14 protein-coding genes and 1 pseudogene are annotated in these 17,371 nt (G+C 72.9%); 5 read left to right on the forward strand and 10 right to left on the reverse strand.

The annotated features are described in order from the left end of the window. Positions 1-351 precede the first annotated feature (351 nt). A complete protein-coding gene (locus DK412_RS27600; RefSeq protein ID WP_109974587.1) occupies positions 352-885 on the forward strand; it encodes a DUF6101 family protein in 534 nt (177 codons plus the stop codon). A 4-nt stretch (positions 886-889) separates the two neighbouring features. On the opposite strand, the pseudogene ubiA reads toward DK412_RS27600, so the two are convergent. Both ubiA and DK412_RS27610 read right to left on the reverse strand, forming a co-directional pair. Continuing rightward, positions 890-1,830: pseudogene (gene ubiA / locus DK412_RS27605) on the reverse strand (4-hydroxybenzoate octaprenyltransferase). Positions 1,831-1,870: 40 nt separating this feature from the next. Continuing rightward, on the reverse strand, positions 1,871-2,356 hold the full coding sequence (locus DK412_RS27610; protein ID WP_109974588.1) for a hypothetical protein: 486 nt from the start codon (positions 2,354-2,356) through the stop codon (positions 1,871-1,873). 257 nt (positions 2,357-2,613) lie between these two features. Here DK412_RS27610 and DK412_RS27615 point away from each other — a divergent pair, with 257 nt between their 5' ends. Together DK412_RS27615 and DK412_RS27620 are read left to right on the forward strand one after the other, a co-directional pair. Beyond that, the gene (locus DK412_RS27615; RefSeq protein ID WP_109974589.1) at positions 2,614-3,375 is read left to right on the forward strand and encodes a 16S rRNA (uracil(1498)-N(3))-methyltransferase; all 762 of its coding nucleotides are present in this window, start codon (positions 2,614-2,616) and stop codon (positions 3,373-3,375) included. 158 nt (positions 3,376-3,533) lie between these two features. Next, on the forward strand, positions 3,534-4,670 hold the full coding sequence (locus tag DK412_RS27620; RefSeq protein ID WP_109974590.1) for a YbdK family carboxylate-amine ligase: 1,137 nt from the start codon (positions 3,534-3,536) through the stop codon (positions 4,668-4,670). Between the two features lie 29 nt (positions 4,671-4,699). Here DK412_RS27620 and DK412_RS27625 read toward each other — a convergent pair whose 3' ends face one another. The 3 genes from DK412_RS27625 to DK412_RS27635 all read right to left on the reverse strand — a co-directional run bounded on the left by DK412_RS27625 (position 4,700) and on the right by DK412_RS27635 (position 7,417). Further along, a complete protein-coding gene (locus DK412_RS27625; RefSeq protein ID WP_109974591.1) occupies positions 4,700-5,092 on the reverse strand; it encodes a VOC family protein in 393 nt (130 codons plus the stop codon). A gap of 73 nt (positions 5,093-5,165) precedes the next feature. Beyond that, entirely contained in the window at positions 5,166-6,002 is an 837-nt protein-coding gene (gene pucL, locus DK412_RS27630) for a factor-independent urate hydroxylase (RefSeq protein ID WP_109974592.1), read from the reverse strand. 14 nt (positions 6,003-6,016) lie between these two features. Next, positions 6,017-7,417 carry a nucleobase:cation symporter-2 family protein gene (locus DK412_RS27635; RefSeq protein WP_109974593.1) on the reverse strand — a complete coding sequence of 467 codons (1,401 nt, stop codon included), beginning with the start codon at positions 7,415-7,417 and terminating at the stop codon, positions 6,017-6,019. 248 nt (positions 7,418-7,665) lie between these two features. Here DK412_RS27635 and rnhA point away from each other — a divergent pair, with 248 nt between their 5' ends. Next, positions 7,666-8,373, forward strand: coding sequence for a ribonuclease HI (rnhA, locus tag DK412_RS27640; RefSeq protein WP_109974594.1), 708 nt, complete (start codon positions 7,666-7,668; stop codon positions 8,371-8,373). A gap of 325 nt (positions 8,374-8,698) precedes the next feature. Here rnhA and DK412_RS27645 read toward each other — a convergent pair whose 3' ends face one another. The 5 genes from DK412_RS27645 to DK412_RS27665 form a co-directional block, all read right to left on the reverse strand. Further along, a complete protein-coding gene (locus DK412_RS27645) occupies positions 8,699-11,017 on the reverse strand; it encodes an MHYT domain-containing protein (protein WP_109974595.1) in 2,319 nt (772 codons plus the stop codon). A gap of 165 nt (positions 11,018-11,182) precedes the next feature. Next, entirely contained in the window at positions 11,183-12,211 is a 1,029-nt protein-coding gene (locus DK412_RS27650; protein WP_109974596.1) for an aldo/keto reductase, read from the reverse strand. A gap of 156 nt (positions 12,212-12,367) precedes the next feature. After that, positions 12,368-13,528, reverse strand: a complete 1,161-nt coding sequence (locus DK412_RS27655) for a GGDEF domain-containing protein (protein WP_109974597.1) — start codon at positions 13,526-13,528, stop codon at positions 12,368-12,370. A 194-nt stretch (positions 13,529-13,722) separates the two neighbouring features. Continuing rightward, complete coding sequence (locus DK412_RS27660; RefSeq protein WP_109974598.1) at positions 13,723-15,435, reverse strand: heparinase II/III family protein; 1,713 nt, start codon at positions 15,433-15,435, stop codon at positions 13,723-13,725. Positions 15,436-15,641: 206 nt separating this feature from the next. Next, complete coding sequence (locus DK412_RS27665) at positions 15,642-16,991, reverse strand: transcription antitermination factor NusB (RefSeq protein WP_109974599.1); 1,350 nt, start codon at positions 16,989-16,991, stop codon at positions 15,642-15,644. A gap of 173 nt (positions 16,992-17,164) precedes the next feature. Between DK412_RS27665 and DK412_RS27670 the strand changes: the two genes are divergently transcribed. Beyond that, positions 17,165-17,371 (forward strand): DUF1674 domain-containing protein, encoded by a 207-nt coding sequence (locus DK412_RS27670; protein ID WP_109974600.1) that lies wholly within the window; start codon positions 17,165-17,167, stop codon positions 17,369-17,371.

Below are 17,371 nucleotides of genomic sequence, written 5' to 3' on the forward strand. Positions count from 1 at the left end.
CGCGGCGGGCACGGGGGAGCCGGAGCAAGATCGATTCCCAAGATCGACTCCGTTGTAGGCGCCCCCACCCAGCGCCACAAGGACGCCGCGGCCCGGATGCGGCGGCACCGATGCCGCATTGTCTTAGCGAAGCGTTTCGCAAGGCCCGGAGGCCATGTACTGGCGGTGAACGATAAATGAATCGGGTCGGGACAAGGATCCGTTGAGCATTCGACGCATCTGCCTCGCCACAACCATCGCTTAACGCTGCCTTTTAAGGCGTTCTGAGCCGGGGGCGGTCCAAAGTCGTGACAACAGCGGACGACACGACAGAGGTCGCCGCCTCACGCGAACAGGGCGTCGAGCAGAACCATGGTCACCAGATTCCCCTCGTCGAACCGCCGGTCCTCGAACAGCATGGCCGCCCGCCGCGACCTCGGGCTCCCGGTCATCCACCGCGGCCCGGTCCAGGCCGAGCCGTCGGCGCTGCCGATCGTCGGCCGCCTGCCCGGCGCCAGCGCCGCCGGCAGCCTCGCCCTCTGCCTCGACGGCGACGCCAGCGACGCCGCCGGGGAGGACCGCTTCGCCGTGACCCTGCTCGACCGCAGCGGCGACCCGGTGATGCGCCTCGGCACTTACGGCGACGACGAGGTGGTGGCGGTGTGGCGCCGGCTCGGCGCCGAATCGGGCCTGCCCCTGGTGGTGATCCAGGAGGACGGCGCCGTCTCCCCGATGGGCGAGCAGGTCGGCCGGGTGAAGCTCGGCGCGGTGCGCATCCGCCGCCGGCACGGCCTGCTGGCCCACCGCCGGCCGCGCTTCCTCACCCGCCGCAAGACCGGCAGCCTGCCGCTGCGCCCGCTGGTCTACCGCGACGAGGCGCTGATGACCGAAGGCGGCAGCGTGTGAGGAGTTACATCAGACCTTGCCAGAGCGCGTCGAAGGCGAGGCCGCAGAACAGGATCAGCCCCGCATCCCGGTTGCTGCGAAACAGCCGCAACGCCTCCGCCCCGTCGCGCGGATCGAGCCGCCCGACCTGCCAGGCGAGGTGGCCGGCGAACAGCGCGAGACCGGCGAGACCGATCGGGCCGGCCCCGGCCCCGGACAGGGCGAGGCCGATGAACAGGACGCAGGCCAGGAAGCAGCCCGCCACCGCGAGCCGCACCCGCGCGCCGAAGAAGCGGGCCGAGGACTTGATGCCGGCGATCTCGTCGTCCTCGATGTCCTGCACCGCGTAGATCGTGTCGTAGCCGATCACCCACGCGATGGCGCCGGCGTAGAGCCAGTAGGCCGGGGCGTCGAGGCGGCCGAACAGGGCGACCCAGCCCATGAGCGCCCCCACGCGAAGGCGAGGCCGAGCACCAGTTGCGGCACCGGCATCACCCGCTTCATGAACGGGTAGATCGCGACGGGCGCGAGCGAGGCGATGCCGACCAGGATCGCCGTGGTGTTGAATTGCAGCAGCACCGCGAGGCCGACGAGGGCCTGCGCCACCAGGAAGACCAGGGCGTGGCGCACGCGAATCCGCCCGGAAGGCAGCGGCCGCAGGCGGGTGCGCTCGACGCGGGCGTCGAGGTCGCGGTCGGCGATGTCGTTGTAGGTCGAGCCCGCCCCGCGCATCGCCACCGCGCCGACCAGGAACAGGGCGAGGTGCCACAGGCTCGGGCCCGGCTGCCCCGCCGCGACCGCGGCGAGCGCCGCCGACCACCAGCACGGCAGCAGCAGGAGCCACCAGCCGATCGGCCGCTCGATGCGCGCGAGGCGCAGGTAGGGGCGGAACGCCTCGGGGGCGTGCCGGTCGACCCAGTGCCCGGTGACCGCGTCGGCGACCGGACGATCGGGGGCAGAGGTCATGCGCGGGCGTAGGAGACCGGAACCGTCATCGGCGCCCGGCTCACAGCGCGCCCTGTGGCACCCGGAAGCTGCCGGTCAGGCCTGGCCCGCCGAGGAGGCCGCCGCCGCCCCCGCCCTGCTGCTGCTGCGCCGCCATGGCGCGGGCCTTCTTCTCCATCGCCGCCTGCTGCACCGCCGCCTGGCAGACCTTGGTGCGCAGGGACGAGACCCGGCCGTGATCGGCCTTGAAGCCCTCGACGAAGGAATCCGGGATCGAGCACCAGTCCTTGTTGGCGGAGATCCACTTCAGGCCCTCGGTGCCGTTGGCCTGGAGCTTGGTGAACAGGCTGCAGGCGGCCGCCGCGGTGATCTTCGCCTTCTTGCCCTGGGAGGCGGCATTGACCTTGCCGACGATGTCCTTGCGCTCGGTCAGGGTCTTCTGGATCGTCGTGCAATCGGCACCCTGGGCCTGGGCGGCCCCACCGAGGAGCGTCGCGCCGAGCAGGCTTCCGGCCAGCGCCGCCACGGTCACACGCATGCGAGTCATCTCCCAACCCCCCAAAGCTCGGCCCCGAACTGTCTGGCCTCTCGCCGGCCCGGCCGCATTCTCGGCGGCGCGTCCGGCATAGTGAAGAATTCCGTGCCGCTCCCGGCCTCGTAGCGCTTTCTGCACAGGAATGTGGCGCCATCGTGCGGGGGAGTGCCCGCGGCAACCGGTCCGGCCGCGGTCGCCGGTCGCTGTTGCTCAAGGATCACAGGTCGGGCGATTGACATCCCGCCCCGATCTCGGCGAGCAGGGCGGCCATGGCGGCCTACGATTTCAACGCTCCCCGGCTCTTCCTCGACATCCCGATGTTTGAGGGCGCGCGGCATACCCTCGACCGGGCGCAGGCCAATTACCTGCTCTCGGTGCTGCGGCGCGACGCGGGCGAGCCGGTCCTGGTGTTCAACGGCCGCGACGGCGAGTGGCGGGCCGAGATCGCGCCCACCGGCCGCAAGGCGGCGGACCTGGTGCTGCGGGCGCAGGCCCGGCCCCAAACGCCGGCGGGCGACCTGCACTACCTGTTCGCCCCGCTCAAGGCGGCGCGCCTCGACTACGTCGCCCAGAAGGCGGTGGAGATGGGCGCGAGCCTGATCCACCCGGTGGTGACCCGGCGCACGCAGGGGGACCGGATCAAGCTCGACAAGTTGCGGGCCAACGCGATCGAGGCCGCCGAGCAGTGCGGGATCCTGAGCCTGCCGGAGATCCGCGACGCCGCGCCGCTGGCCGAGGCGATCGCCGGGCTCGCGCCGGAGCGCCTGCTGGTGTTCTGCGACGAGGACGCTCCCGTCGCCGATCCGGTCGCGGCCCTGCGCCAGGCCGTCCCCGGGAACGGCACGGTTCCGCTGGCCGTTGTGATCGGACCGGAGGGGGGGTTCACGCCGGAGGAGCGCACCCTGATCGGAGACCGTCCCAATACCGTCCGCCTCTCCCTCGGCCCGCGGATCCTGCGCGCCGACACCGCCGCCGTGGCGGTGCTCGCCCTGGTCCAGGCCGTGCTCGGCGACGGGCGGCGGAGCGCGTGACGACGGGGGCCTGATCCGCCCCGTGCCGCGGCGCTGCCTGGTCGGGCTCGCGCCGCAATTCTGAGAGCTGATACCCGAGCCGCCCCGCGGCCGTCGGCCGAATCCCGGCCTCACGGCCGTCGGCGCGTCGCGGCCCGCTTTTGCCGGAGGTGTTGCGTATGCGAGCGGATTTCGACGTCTGCCTCGAGGAGGAGGTGTTCATCAACGATGCGGGCAAGCGCGACGCCGCCCGGGCCCGCACCCGCGATTTCCTCGCCGCCTGTCGGGCCGGATACCCGCAGGTGCGCACCGAATTGATGGAGCCGCAGCTGGTCTGGTCGACCGAGCCGGTGAGCGATCTCGGCGCGGCGCGGCAAGCCCTCGCCGGCTTGAGGAGCGGCCTTGGCGCCCTCGCCTCCGCCCGCGGCCTCGCCTTGATGGCGTCGGGCACCCACCCGCTCGCCCAATGGAGCCGGGTGCGCCCGCGCGACCAGATCGCGGCCGGCCGGGTGCTGCGCGACCTCCAGATGGTCGGCAGCCGCAACGTGGTCTGCGGGCTCAGCGTCGGGGTCGGCGTGCCTGCGGGCGTGTCGCGGGTCGACCTGATGAACCGGATGCAGCCCTACCTCGCCCTGCTGCTGGCGCTGTCGACCTCGTCGCCGTTCTGGCAGGCGCAGCGCACCGGTCTCCTCGGCTACCGCCTCGCCGCCGCGCGGGAACTGCCCCGCAGCGGTCTGCCGCCGCTCTTCCGGGACGAGGCGGATTACGCCCGCTACCTCGACACGGTGATGGGCGCCGGCGCCCTCGACGATCCGCGCCACGTCTGGTGGGTGATCTGCCCGTCCCCGACGGGGCCCGGCCTCGACCTGCGCATCGCCGACAGCTGCACCCGCCTCGACGACGCGCTCGCCATCGCGGCGCTCTACCGCTGCCTGGTGCGCCGCCTCGCCCGCGAGCCGGAGCGCCACCGCGACCTCACCGGCGCCTCGCAGGCGATCGCGGCGGAGAATTGCTGGCGGGCGCAGCGCTACGGCATCCATGGCAGCTTCGTGTGCGAGACGACGCGCACCGCGCATCCGGTGGCGACGGTGCTCGCCGAGACCCTGGCGCTGGTCGCCGAGGATGCGCGGGCGCTCGGCTGCGAGGCCGAGCTCGACCTCGCCCGCTGGATCGTCGCCCGCGGCACCAGCGCCGACCGCCAGCTCGCCCTGTTCACCGAGGCGCAGGGGCGCGGTCTGCCGCCGAGGGAGGCGCTGGCCGAGGTGGTGGACTGGCTCACCGCCGAGACGGTGGGGGCGAACCCGACGCGGCATTGAGCCGGCGGGCGGATCGACCGCGTGATCCGTCAGTCGCAGGCCGCGTGACAGACGGCCTCGATGTTGTAGCCGTCCGGGTCGATCACGAACGCCGCGTAGTAGTGCTCATGGTAGCGCGGACGCAGGCCGGGGCGGCCGTTATCCACGCCGCCCGCCGCGAGCGCGGCGGCGAAGAAGGTGTCGACCGCCGCCCGCGACGATGCGCTGACGGCGAAATGGATGTGCGGAGCGGGGGAAGCGCCCACGGCGATCCGGAAATCCCCGCCGGGATCGCGCGATCGTCCCTCGCCCGCAGCCACGCCGAACCCGACCGCGGCGGCCCCTGCCCGCGTCACGACGTAGCCCAAGGGCGCGAGGGCCGCGGCGTAGAAGCGCCGGCTCCGGTCGAGGTCGGACACGTCGTCGGCGAGGTGATCCAGCACGCGTCCTGCTCCCCTCGGGAGCGATACCGGGTCGCTCAAGTCCCGCCGGGCGGCTCCGGCGGAACGCCGCGCCTCACCGCCCCACCGTACACTCGATCTGCCCGTGCGGCTCGTCGGTCGCGACGAACACCTGGTTCGGGTTGTCGAGGCCGAACGGGGTCAGGTTCGCCAGCAGGTAGTGCTTGTTCGGGCAGGCGAGCGTGATCGTGGCGATCTCCGGCACCACCTCGAGCGCGGCCGTGCCCATGCGGTAGAGGCTGTCCTGAAGGCTGTGGCTGTAGCTGCCGGAAAACACCCGCAGCAGCATGTCGAGGATGCGGGCATTGGCGGCCTCGTAATCGGCGGGCTCGGAGGCCCAGAGCCAGGACGCCTCCATGCTGGTGGCGGCGATCCGGTCGTGGGTCTCGGGAATCGTGGTGTAGGGATCCTTGACGTAGTTGGCCCAGCCCGATTCCGTGCTCTTCAGGAAGGTGAAGCCCGACAGGCCGGATTCCAACACCGCGCCTGTGCGGGACAACTCCACCCTGGCGAAGGGCTGGCCGTTGCCGTCGAGGGTGAAGGTGTGGGGATGCGCCGCGCCGTCGACCGATAGCCGGTTCCAGCGGGTCTCGTGGCCGGTGACGGTGGCTGTCTCCATCTGCGGGTAGCTGTCGAGCAGGCGTTGCGCGACCGCGCGGCAGAACGTCTCCGGCGGCAGATCCGGGCATTCGCGGGCGACGATGTAGACCACGTTCTTGATCGTGTCGGTCGAGACGGTGTCGCGGTTGTCGGCGTGGGTGAAGGTGCGGTCGAAGGCGCCGGTCAGCATCGCCTGGACGGTCAGCTCGCGCACCTCGTGCCGGTCGCCGGCGCGGTGGACGCGCATCACCCGCACCCGTCCCTTGCCGTAGGTCTTGTGCAGCAGGGTCATCGCTACCTCGTGGATCAGACGTGTTCGGCGGCGGCCGCCGCGGCGGAGGCGTCCCGGCCCGCCTGCTCGGTGCTGCCCACGCCGTTGAAGAAGGCGTTGAGCACGACCGCGGCGATCGAGGCGAGCAGGATGCCCGATTCGAGCAGCGGGTGCAGCGCGTGCGGCAGGTTGCGGAAGAAGGTCGGCGCCACCAGCGGGATCATGCCGAAGCCGACCGCGATCGCCACCACGAACTGGTTCTTCGGCTGGCCCCGGAAATCGACCGCCGCGAGGATGCGAGCGCCGGTGGCCGCCACCATGCCGAACATCACGAGCCCGGCGCCGCCGAGCACCACCTGCGGCACCGCCTCGACGAGGGCGGCCATCTTCGGCAGCAATCCGAGGGCCAGCATGATCACCCCGCCCGCCACCGTGACGAAGCGCGAGCGCACGCCCGTCACCCCGACGAGGCCGACATTCTGCGAGAACGAGGTGTAGGGGAAGGTGTTGAAGATGCCGCCCAAGAGCGTGCCGAGCCCGTCGGCCCGCAGGCCCCGCGCCAGGTCCTTCTGCGACACCGGCCGGCCGGTGATCTCGCCGAGCGCCAGGAACATCCCGGTCGATTCGATCATCACCACGATCATCACGACGCACATCGTGGCGATCGGCACCAGGTGGAACCGGGGCCAGCCGAAATGGAACGGCAGGACGGGGGCGAACCAGGGCGCCGCCGCGACCTTGTCGAGAGGCATCAGGCCGAGGCACGCCGCCAGCACCGAGCCGGCGACGATGCCGGCGAGCACCGCGACGTTGGCGAGGAAGCCCCTGCCCCAGCGGATCAAGCCTAAGATCGTCATGAGCACCAGGAAGGCGATGCCGAGGCCGCCCCCTTGGGCGTAGTTCGGGTTCGGGATCGCGGCGGGCACGCCGTCGATCATCTTCGTGAAGGTGGGCTGGCCGCCGCCGGCCCAGTTGATGCCGACCCGCATCAGCGAGATGCCGATGACCAGGATGATGGTGCCGGTGACGACCGGCGGGAACAGCGGCAACAGGCGGCTGACGAAGGGCGCGACCAGGAGGCCGAAGACGCCGGCGGCGATCACCGAGCCGTAAATGCCGAGCAGCCCGATCCCGGGCGTGGCCGCCATCGACAGCATCGGCCCGACCGCCGCGAAGGTCACGCCCATCATCACCGGCAGGCGGATGCCGACGCCCGGCAATCCTGCCGACTGGATCAGGGTCGCGAGGCCGCAGGCGAACAGGTCGGCGCTGATCAGGAAGGCGACCTCTTCGGGCGGCAATCCGAGGGCCCGGCCGATGATCAGCGGCACCGCGACGGCGCCGGCATACATCACCAGCACGTGCTGCAAGGCCAGCGGCACGAGGCGGGCCGGCGGCAGCATCTCCTCGACGGCGTCGGCGGGATCGACTGGCATGGGGCGCGTCTCTTCTTGGTGGTCCGAGGGTGGCGCGGGCGGGCCGACTGGACGCTCCTCTGCGTCGCGCCGACGCCTCATCATCGCGCATCCTTCGTCCGCCGCAAGCACCGTGCCAGCGCCCGCCCGGGTTGCGCAGGCGCGCGCCTGGGTATTTGTTCACCATTCCGGGCCGACACTGCCCACGCGGCCGGCACCCCGATTCGGGGGACGGCCGCGTTCCGTTTGACGTTCAGGCAAAGGCAGCCATGCGAACCATCGTGTACGCCGACGGCGGCTGCGATCCCAATCCCGGCCCGGGCGGCTGGGGCGTGGTGATCGAGGCGCCGGAGGGCACCGTCGAGCTGTGCGGGGGCGATCCGCAGAGCACCAACAACCGCATGGAATTGACCGCGGCGATCCGGGCGCTGGAGTATTTTCCCGAGGGCGCGGCGATCGAGATGCGCTGCGACAGCCAGTACGTGATCAAGTCCGTCACCGAGTGGATCCGCGGCTGGAAGCTCAAGGGCTGGCGCACCACCACCGGCCCGGTGAAGAACGTCGAGCTGATGCAGCGCCTCGACGAGCTGGCGGCGCGGCGCGACGTGCGCTGGGTCTGGGTGAAGGGCCATGCGGGGCACGCCGGCAACGAGCGCGCCGACCGGCTGGCGGCGCAAGGGCGGCGCCAGGGCCTCGGCCTGCCGCCCCGGCCCGACATCGCGCCGGCCAAGGTGTCTGACAAGGCGCCGGCTGTCTCCGCGGCCGCCCCCTCCGCGTCCCCGCCGGAGCCGGCGCCCCGCGGCACCTCGATTCCCGTGGACGGGGCGCTCGGCTTGCGCCTCTCGCGCGCCGCCAAGCAGGCCGGCACCACGCCGCAGGCCTATGCCGACGAGGTCCTGCGCCTCGCGCTCGATCTCGGGCCCGAGGGGCTGGCGCTGCTGCGCGACGCGAAGGCGCGGAAGATGCCGGCGGCGTGAGCCAGCTAAGAACAGATATAGAAAACAATTTACGCTCGATCCGGTCTAATAAAGATAAAGCGCATCTCCCCTCTCCCGTTTGGGAGAGGGGTAGGGGGTGAGGATGGCTCGGGTCCAGGATAATGCACCAAGCGTCGCGCTGCGCAGCTCGACAGTTCAGGGTCATTGCGGAAACCGAGCCACCCTCACCCCTACCCCTCTCCCACACGGGAGAGGGGATCCCGCGCTATATAAATATTGTCAGGGGTAAATAGAGACGCATCGCTGCACGGCCCCGGGACGTCGTGGTGAAACGGGGAACAGTGGAGCAAAAATCCATCGCCCCTCACGCGCTCTTCGGGAACGGCACCACCGTATCGTCGGCTGCCCCCGCCGTCCCCCGCACCACCGCCTCGATCATCCGGGCGAGCGTCGCCTGGTCGTAGGGCTTGGCGAGCCGCGGCAGGCGGGCGGCCTCGTCGGGACCCGACTCCACGGAGCCGGCGAAGTCGGCGTAGCCGGTGGCGAGGATCACCTTGAGGCCGGGCCGCTCGGCCGCGATGCGGGCGGCGAGCTGGACGCCGGTCATCTCCGGCATGGCGTGGTCGGTGAGCACCAGGTCGAGGGTGCGGGCCCGGCGCATCAGTTCCAGCGCCTCGTGGCCGGAACGGGCCTCGATCACCCGGTGGCCGAGATCCTCCAGCATCGCGGCGCTGTTCTCGAGCACCAGGGGATCGTCGTCGACGACGAGGACGACCTGCGGCGCCACGCTCCGGGGGAAGGTGCGGCGGGCGGGCGTCTCGTCCGGCGCCGCGGCGATCCCCGGCGCGGCCACCGGCAGCCAGATCTCGGCGGTGGTCCCGGCGCCCGGGCGGCTGCGCAGCACCAGGCGGCCATGCGACTGTGCCGCCAGGCCGTGCACCATCGAGAGGCCCAGCCCGGTGCCGCGGCCGACGCCCTTGGTGGTGAAGAACGGTTCCTGCGCCCGGGCGAGCGTCGCCTCGTCCATGCCGGTGCCGGTATCGGTGACCGCGAGGCTGAGCATCGGGTCGCCCGCCCCGTCCCCCGGCTCCAGCCGGGCCGCGACCGTGACGGTGCCGCCCTCCGGCATCGCGTCGCGGGCATTGACCACGAGGTTGAGGAGCGCGAGCTCGAGCTGGTGGGCGTCGACCAGGGCCAGCGGCAGGCCGACGGGAAACCGCGTCTCGATCCGGATGCCCGGGCCGATCGAGCGCTGCAGCAGGTCGGTCATGTCGCGCACCAGCCGCGCGAGGTCGACCGCCGCCGGCTTGAGGTCCTGGCGGCGGGCGAAGGCGAGCATCCGCTGGGTCAGGGCCGCGCCGCGCTCGGCGCCCTGCACCGCGTTGTCGAGCAGGCGCAGCATGCGGGGATCGTCGGGCAGCCGCTTGCGCAGCAGTTCCAGGCTGCCCAGCACCGCCATCAGCAGGTTGTTGAAGTCGTGGGCGACGCCGCCGGTGAGCTGGCCCACCGCCTCCATCTTCTGCGCCTGGGCGAGGGCTCCTTGCGCCTGCTCCAGGGCCTCCTGGGCGCGCTTGCGCTCGGTGATGTCGCGGGTGACCTTGGCGAAACCGACGAGCCGGCCGTCCTCGCCGATGATCGGGTCGATGACGACGCTGGCCCAGAACCGCGTGCCGTCCCGCCGCAGCCGCCAGCCCTCGGCCTCGAACTTGCCGCTCCCGGCGGCCGTGGCGAGCGCGCGGGCCGGCACGCCCGCCGCCCGGTCCTCCGCGGTGTAGAAGCACGAGAAGTGCCGGCCCACGATCTCGCCGGCCGCGTAGCCCTTGATCCGGCGGGCGCCGGAATTCCAGTTCGCCACCACCCCGTCGCGGTCGAGCATGAAGATCGCGTAGTCGGTCACGCTCTGGAGGAGCAGGCGGTAGCGCTCCTCGCTGGCGCGCAACGCCGCGGCCTCGCGGGCGGCACGCTGGGAGACCCGGCGGTCGATCGCGGCGGCCAGCAGCGCGAGGGTGAAGACCAGGAAGGTCACCGCCGTGACGCCGATGGCGAGGCGGACCTGGTCGACCCCCGCCCCGGCATGCTCCACCCCGGCGGCGTGCGAGACGTGCAGGCCCTGCATCGCGGCGTAGTGCATGCCCGCGATGGCGAGCCCCATCGCCCCGGAGGCCGCGACCCGCAAGGGCAGCCCGGTCTCGCCCAGCGCCAGCCGGATCGCCACCGTGGCGGCTCCGACGGCGATCAGCACCGAGGCGGCGGTCCAGGCCGGATCGTGGTGGAGGGCAGCCGGCACCCGCATCGCCGCCATGCCGGTATAGTGCATCGAGGCGATGCCGAGCCCGGTCACCAGCCCCGCCGCGACGATGCTGCGCGGCCCGGCGCCCGGCCTGCGGGCGACGGCGAGGCCGACGGCCGTCACGACCACCGGGAGCGCGAGGGAGAGCAGCGTCAGGCCGAGATCGTAGGTGACCTCGAGGCCCTGGAGGCGGAAGGCCAGCATCGCCACGAAATGCATCGACCAGACGCCGCCGCCGAGCACCAGGGCGGCGGTCATCAGCCAGGCCCACCGGGCCCAGCCGGACGCGGCCTTCATCCGGCCCGCCAGATCCAGCGCCACGAACGACGCCAGCATCGCGATCGCCACCGACAGGGCGACGAGGACGGGATCATGGACGCCGGCATGCGCCATTCGGGGACCTCGGGATTCGCGGGGACCGCGGCCGGACCGGGGCGGTCCAACCCCCCGGCCGGACCGGGGGATACGAACCGTCTCTCATACCGCAGCTTGCCCGCCCGTGCGATGCGCGAAACGGGGGATGCACCGCCGGATCCGGTTATCCGGCGGTGTGCGGCGCTACCAGGCGGTCGGCTTCGGGTTGCGCTCGTCGAAGCCCTTCTGGTGCCAGTAGGGGTAGATCGGCGTCTCGTGGCTCGCGGCGTCGAGGCGGGCGATCTGGGCGGGGTCGAGGGTCCAGCCGACGGCGCCGAGATTCTGCTTCAGCTGCTCCTCGTTGCGGGCGCCGACCACGATGTTGGCGACGGTCGGGCGGCTCAGGAGCCAGTTGAGCGCCACCTGCGCCGGCTTGCGCCCGGTCTCGGCGGCGAGTTCGTCGAGGACGTCGACGACCCGGAACAGGGCCTCGTCGGCGACCGGCGGACCGCCCTCGGCGCCGCCGGAGGCGATGCGCCCGCTGGTATTGGCGCCGCGACGGATCTTGCCGGTGAGCCGGCCCCAGCCGAGCGGGCTCCACACCATCAGGGCGACGCCCTGGTCGAGGCCCAGCGGCATCAGCTCCCACTCGTAGTGGCGGCCGACCAGCGAGTAGTAGCCCTGATAGGCGACGTAACGGGAAAGCCCGTAGCGCTCGGAGGTGCCAAGCGCCTTCATCAGCTGCCAGCCGGAGAAGTTCGAGGCGCCGATATAGCCGATCTTGCCCGCCCGGACGAGGTCGTCGAGGGCCCGCAGGGTCTCGTCGACAGGGGTGAGCGCGTCGAAGCCGTGCATGAAGTAGACGTCGATGTGGTCGGTGCCCAGGCGCTTCAGGCTCGCCTCGCAGGCCCGCACCAGATGGTAGCGCGACGAGCCCTTGTCGTTCGGCCCCTCGCCCATCGGGAACGTCGCCTTGGTGGAGATCAGCGCCCGGTCGCGCTTGCCCTTCAGCGCCTGGCCCAGGATCTCCTCGGAGGCGCCCTGCGAGTAGATGTCGGCGGTGTCGAAGAAGTTGACGCCGGCGTCGAGGCACAGGTCGACCATCCGGCTCGCCTCGGCGACGTCGGTCTGGCCCCAGCGCTGGAAGAACTCGTTGCTGCCCCCGAAGGTGCCGGTGCCGAGGCTGAGAACCGGAACCTTGAGGCCGGAGCGGCCGAACTGCCGATAGTCCATGGGGCGAGCCCTCATCTGGCGCCGGGCGCGGGCCCGAGCGGGGTGCGATGGGGATGTCTTAGGAGCCGTTGAAGCGACGACAACCCGGGTCGGCGCCGGGTGGGCTTGCGTCCGATGTCTGACGCTTCCCCGCTCGAAGAGGAGCGGTGGGCCGCCTCACGCCACCTGCCGCAGCTCCGGCGCGGCGAGTTCCACCCGGTCCCGCCCCTGCGCCTTGGCCTGGTACAGCGCCCGGTCGGCGAGGCCGAGCAGGGCTTCGAAGCCGCCCGCACCCGTATCGCCGGTGCTCCAGGCGACCCCGACGCTGACCGTGACCGCGAGGCCCGGCGCCGGATCGGGACGCATCGCCGCCACGGCGAGGCGCACGGTCTCGGCGGCGGCCGCCGCCTCGGCGGTGCCGGCGCCGGGGAGCAGGCAGGCGAATTCCTCGCCGCCGAGGCGCCCGAACGCCGCCCCCGCGGGCAGGACCCGGCGGGCGGCGGCGCAGAAGCCGATCAAGACCGCGTCGCCGACGGCGTGGCCGAACGTGTCGTTGACCCGCTTGAAATGGTCGAGATCGAACAGCAGCAGGGCGCAAGGGCCGGCCGCGAGCGCGCGGCGGGCCTCCGCCGCCAGCGCCCGGCGGTTGGCGATGCCGGTGAGCGGGTCGGTCTCGGCGGCGCGGCGCTGCTCGGCCTCGAGGCGCTCCTTGGCCATCGCCATGAACAGCACCGAGACCGCCACCGTGTAGAGCAGGGCGACGAAGGACAGGACCGCCACCCAGTAGGTCTGCTCCGGGGTGCCGGTCGGCGGTGCCGGCAGGACCAGGGTCGCGGGGATCCGCACCCATAGCAGCAGCGCCTCGCTGGCGAGCAGGATCGCCGCAGGGGCTCGCGACGGCAGCCGCTCGCCGCGATGGTGCCAGAGGGTGCGGGCGGCGAGCGCGCAGGCGAGGCCGGCGACCGCCGAGGACAGGATCACCCGGGCGCCGAGGGAGGCGTAGAAGGGCGGCACCAGGCAGGCGGCGAGCCAGACGAGCGGGCCGGCGGCGATCCACGTCAGCCGGACGCGCCACCCCTCGAACGAGCGGGCGCCGCCCCAGATCAGCCCGTAGGCGCCGAGCATCACCGCGTTGGCGACGCCGATCGACAGCCAGTCCGGGATGAGGCCGCGCAGGCCGAACAGCGTGACCGCGACGGCGCCGACGAGCTGGGCCGCGCCGAGGAAGCCCAGCGCCCGGGTCTGCCGGGCCTGGCTCCAGGACAGCAGGTACAGCGCGCCCATCACGACCATCACGAAGACGGTCACGGTCACCAGGGTCGGCGCGTCCAGCTTCATCCCGTGGGTCCCGCCCCTCGCCGACTCGGTCCCGGATTGTAGCACGGCCGATGCCTGAGGAATGCTCATTCAGGACCGCGAAACCCTCAAATGGGTGAGAGACGAGGAAAAATATCGGCCGGCGCGATGGATTAAAGACTAACAGATAGGCCTATTCCGCCGAGCTCACGACTCCAGAGTCGGGGCCGCGGAGCTCAGTCCGGCAGGCGGCGGAAGCGCCAGGCCACCCGGGTGCCGTCGGCGGCGGTGAGGTGGAGCACGATCTGCTCGGTGCGGCGGGCGCCGTTGAGAGCGGCGAAGAACACGCTCTCCTCGATCACCGGGTCGATCTCGTCGGCCTCGAACAGCCAGGGCGCGCCGGCCCCGGCGAGCCGCACGCCGCGCCCGACCCGGCTCGCCCGCACGCTCGGGTGGAGATGGAAGCGGATCGCCGCCTCGGCAGGACCGCCCCGCCCGGCGGCGTCGCGCACGAAGCCGTCGTGACCCTCCAGCAGGGCGCCGTCGGGATGCAGGCGCCAGCGCCGCTCGTGGAGCAGGCCGAGCGTCGGGGCGTAGCCGTCGTGCCGGGCGGCGAGCACGGCGGCGCCGGCTGCGTCGGAGCCGCGCTCGACCGTCACCTCGGCCGGCCCGCGCACGACGATAGGCCCCATCCGGCGCTTCAGCCAGGCGGCGAGGGGATGGATCACGCTGGGCTGCGGCAGGGCGAGGAAGCGGCAGGAGGAGGAATCGGCGAGGCAGGCGGTGGAGTGGGCGGCGGTGGTGCGGGCGAGCTCGCGCATCTCCTCGCCGGTCGCCGGCATGCCGCAATTCACCACCAGCCGCTGCGGCCCGCAGGACAGCTCGAACGACAGGCAGCCGGCCCCTGCCGCGGCCGAGTAGGCCGACGGCGGGGCGGCGCCGATATCGGCCACGACCAGGGTGCCGCCCCCGCCCTCGAGGCGGGCGTAGCCGGTATGGGGCGCGTGCATCAGGGGTTTTGCGAGCGCGCCGTCATAGACCAGCAGGGTGGCGAGCTGGTCGGCGGCGGTCGCCCCCATGCCGTTGTGGTGGCCGAGCGAGGCGTCGCCGTGGCGCAGGAGGCGCAGGAGCGGCAGCATCCGGTCGATGGCGTTGAGCAGCGCCTCCGGGGGGGCGATGTCGCGGCTCAGGAAGCTCTGGCGCAGGGGCAGGAGGTCGAGGAGCAGGTCCTTGGCGAAGCCCGGGTCGCGGCTGCGATGGCCGCCATCGGGGAGGATCTGGCGGGTCAGCTCGCGGTGGAGGAGCCGGGTGCCCCGGCGCAGGACCGGCTCGAACCCCTCGCAGCACAGGCCCGCATAGGCGAGCGCCACCGCGGCGACGAGCCGGTCGCGGGGCACGACGCCCCGGCGGAGCGCCCGGTCGAGGCTGCGGGTCGAGCGGCCGATCAACCTCAGGAAGGCCTGGTAGAAGGCGTGGTCGGCCCCCTCCAGCACCAGGGGCGACTGGCACAGCAGCGAGATCAGCCGCCGCGCCACCACGGCCGGGCGCTGCGCCAGGGCCTGGTCGCCGCGGCCGGCCATGAAATCCTGCACGAAGGCACGGGCGTTGGAGCGCGACAGCGCGCTCTCGGCGGCGCGCAGGTGGCGCAGCCAGCCGAACCCGTAGAGCTCCTCGCCCCACTGGGGCGAGGGCGGCGCGAAATCGAAGGGCGAGCGCCCGCCGGTGGCGAGCGCCCGGCCGGCGAAGACGAACAGCCCGGCATAGATGTCGGCCGCGATGGTCGCGTCGCTGGTGCGCAGGTCCTGCGGCGCGATGACGAGGCCGGTCGGGCGCAGGCGGGCCAGCGCCGAGGGGCGCGAGGTCGCGCGCACGGCCGCCCCCCGCAGGACGCGCCCCGCCTCGTGCCCGACGAGCCGGTAGAATCGCCAGCGGTCAGGCCCCCAACCCACGCCACCTCCTGCACAAGCACTTTCCGACGAAGCGGAGACCGGTTCGTCGAAGAAAATGCGGCACACTCAAAGACCGAGGGCTCTGCCCGAGCGCAGCGTGATCGGGCCGTGCCCTCGGCTGCCGGTGTCGGGCGGCCGCTCCCGTCAAGGAATGGTCAAGGATCATCGCGGGGTCAAACCGTCGGATCGCCCCGTGAACAGGTTCCTCACGCGCCCTTGCGCTCCAGCCGCACGGCGTAGAAGCCGTCGAGCCCGCCGCGGCCCTCGCCGGGCCAGTGCGACGGCAGGGTGCGCAGATCGCCCGAGGCCGTGACGAGGGCGGGGTCGCCGACCTCCTCGGGCGCGATCGGGCGGCGGACGAAGTCCGGGTGGCGCTTCAGGAAGGCCTCGGCCTGCGCCTCGCCCTCCTCCGGCTCCAGCGAGCAGGTGCAGTAGACGAGGCGCCCGCCCGGGCGGACCAGCCGCGCCGCCTTGTCGAGGAGCCGGGTCTGGAGCCCGGTGAGGCGCAGGAGGTCGCCCTCGCGCTTCGACCAGGCGACGTCCGGGTGGCGCCGCACCGTGCCGGTGGCGCTGCACGGCGCGTCGAGCAGCACCGCGTCGAAGGGCTGGTCCTCCGGCAGCGTCAGCGCGTCGACGGCCCGCACCTCGGCCGAGAGCCCGAGCCGGGCGAGGTTCGCCTCGAGCCGGCGCAGGCGCGGGGCCGAGCGGTCGACCGCCACCACCTCGGCGCCCGCCGCGGCGAGCTGGGCGGTCTTGCCGCCCGGCGCGGCGCAGAGATCGGCGACCCGTTCGCCTGGCCGCACGCCGAGGAGATGGGCCGGCAGCGCCGCCGCGGCGTCCTGCACCCACCAGGCGCCGTCCGCGAAGCCCGGCAGCTCCGGCACCGGGGTCCGGGCATCGTCGAGGCGCAGGCTCAAACCGCCCGGCAGGCGCCGGCCGTCGAGACCTTCGGGCGCCGTGGCGCCGGGGCGCAGGGTCAGGTCGAGCCCCGCCCCGCGGGCATTGGCGGCCGCGATGGCCCGGGCGGTCTCCTCGCCGTAGGCGGCGATCCAGCGCCGCGCGAGCCAGCCCGGCGTGTTGAGGTGCAGGGGATCGGCGTCGCCCTCCTGGCGGATTGCGTCGCGCTCGCGGACGATCCGGCGCAGGACCGCGTTGGCGAGGCCGGCGAGGTGCTGCAGGCCGGGCTCGGCCTTGGCGAGGCGCACCGCCAGGTCGACGGCGGCGTGGTCCTGGACGTTGAGGTAGAGGATCTGCGCCGCGCCGGTGGCGAGCAGCGCGACGAGGCCCGGCTGGTCCTCCGGCAGGCCCTTGGCCAGGCGCTGGTCGAGCGCGTGGAAGATCACCCCGAGATGCCGGAACGTCGCGGTGGCGATGGCGCGGGCGAGGCCCGCATCCTGGGGTGCCAGGGCGGCGCGGTGGACGACCGGCTCCATCGCGTCCTCGAGCGCGGTGCCGCGGTTCTTGCCGAGCAGGTCGGCCACGATCCCCCAGGCGAGGCGCCGCGCCGGCAGGCCGGCGACCTCCGAGCCTGCGTTCCCGTTGTGCTGTCCGTCCATCCTCACTCCGCCGCGCGGCTCGCGCGGTTCTTCAGGCCCGGGACCGGGCCCGACCTTGACGCTGCCGCCCGCGCCCTCCACCTCGGAGGGACCGGCGGCCTTCGCTCCCCGGGGTGGCATCCGGCCGCCCGAGATGCAAGCGCCGCGATTGTGATGCGATCGAGAGTCGACCGATGAGCGAGAGCGAGGCCCCCGCCCCCGAGACCAGGACCCTGTCGCCGGCCGCGCAGCGCGCGCTGGCCGAGGCCGAGGCCCGGCGGGCCGAGATCGACGCCCGGGCCGGGGAGATCCGGCGCGAGCGCGAGATCAACGGGCGCGGCGGGCTGGAGCCCGTGCGCTACGACGATTGGGAAGTGAAGGGCCTGGCGACCGACTTCTGA

The sequence above is a fragment of the Methylobacterium sp. 17Sr1-1 genome, from assembly GCF_003173775.1.
Lineage (GTDB): Bacteria > Pseudomonadota > Alphaproteobacteria > Rhizobiales > Beijerinckiaceae > Methylobacterium.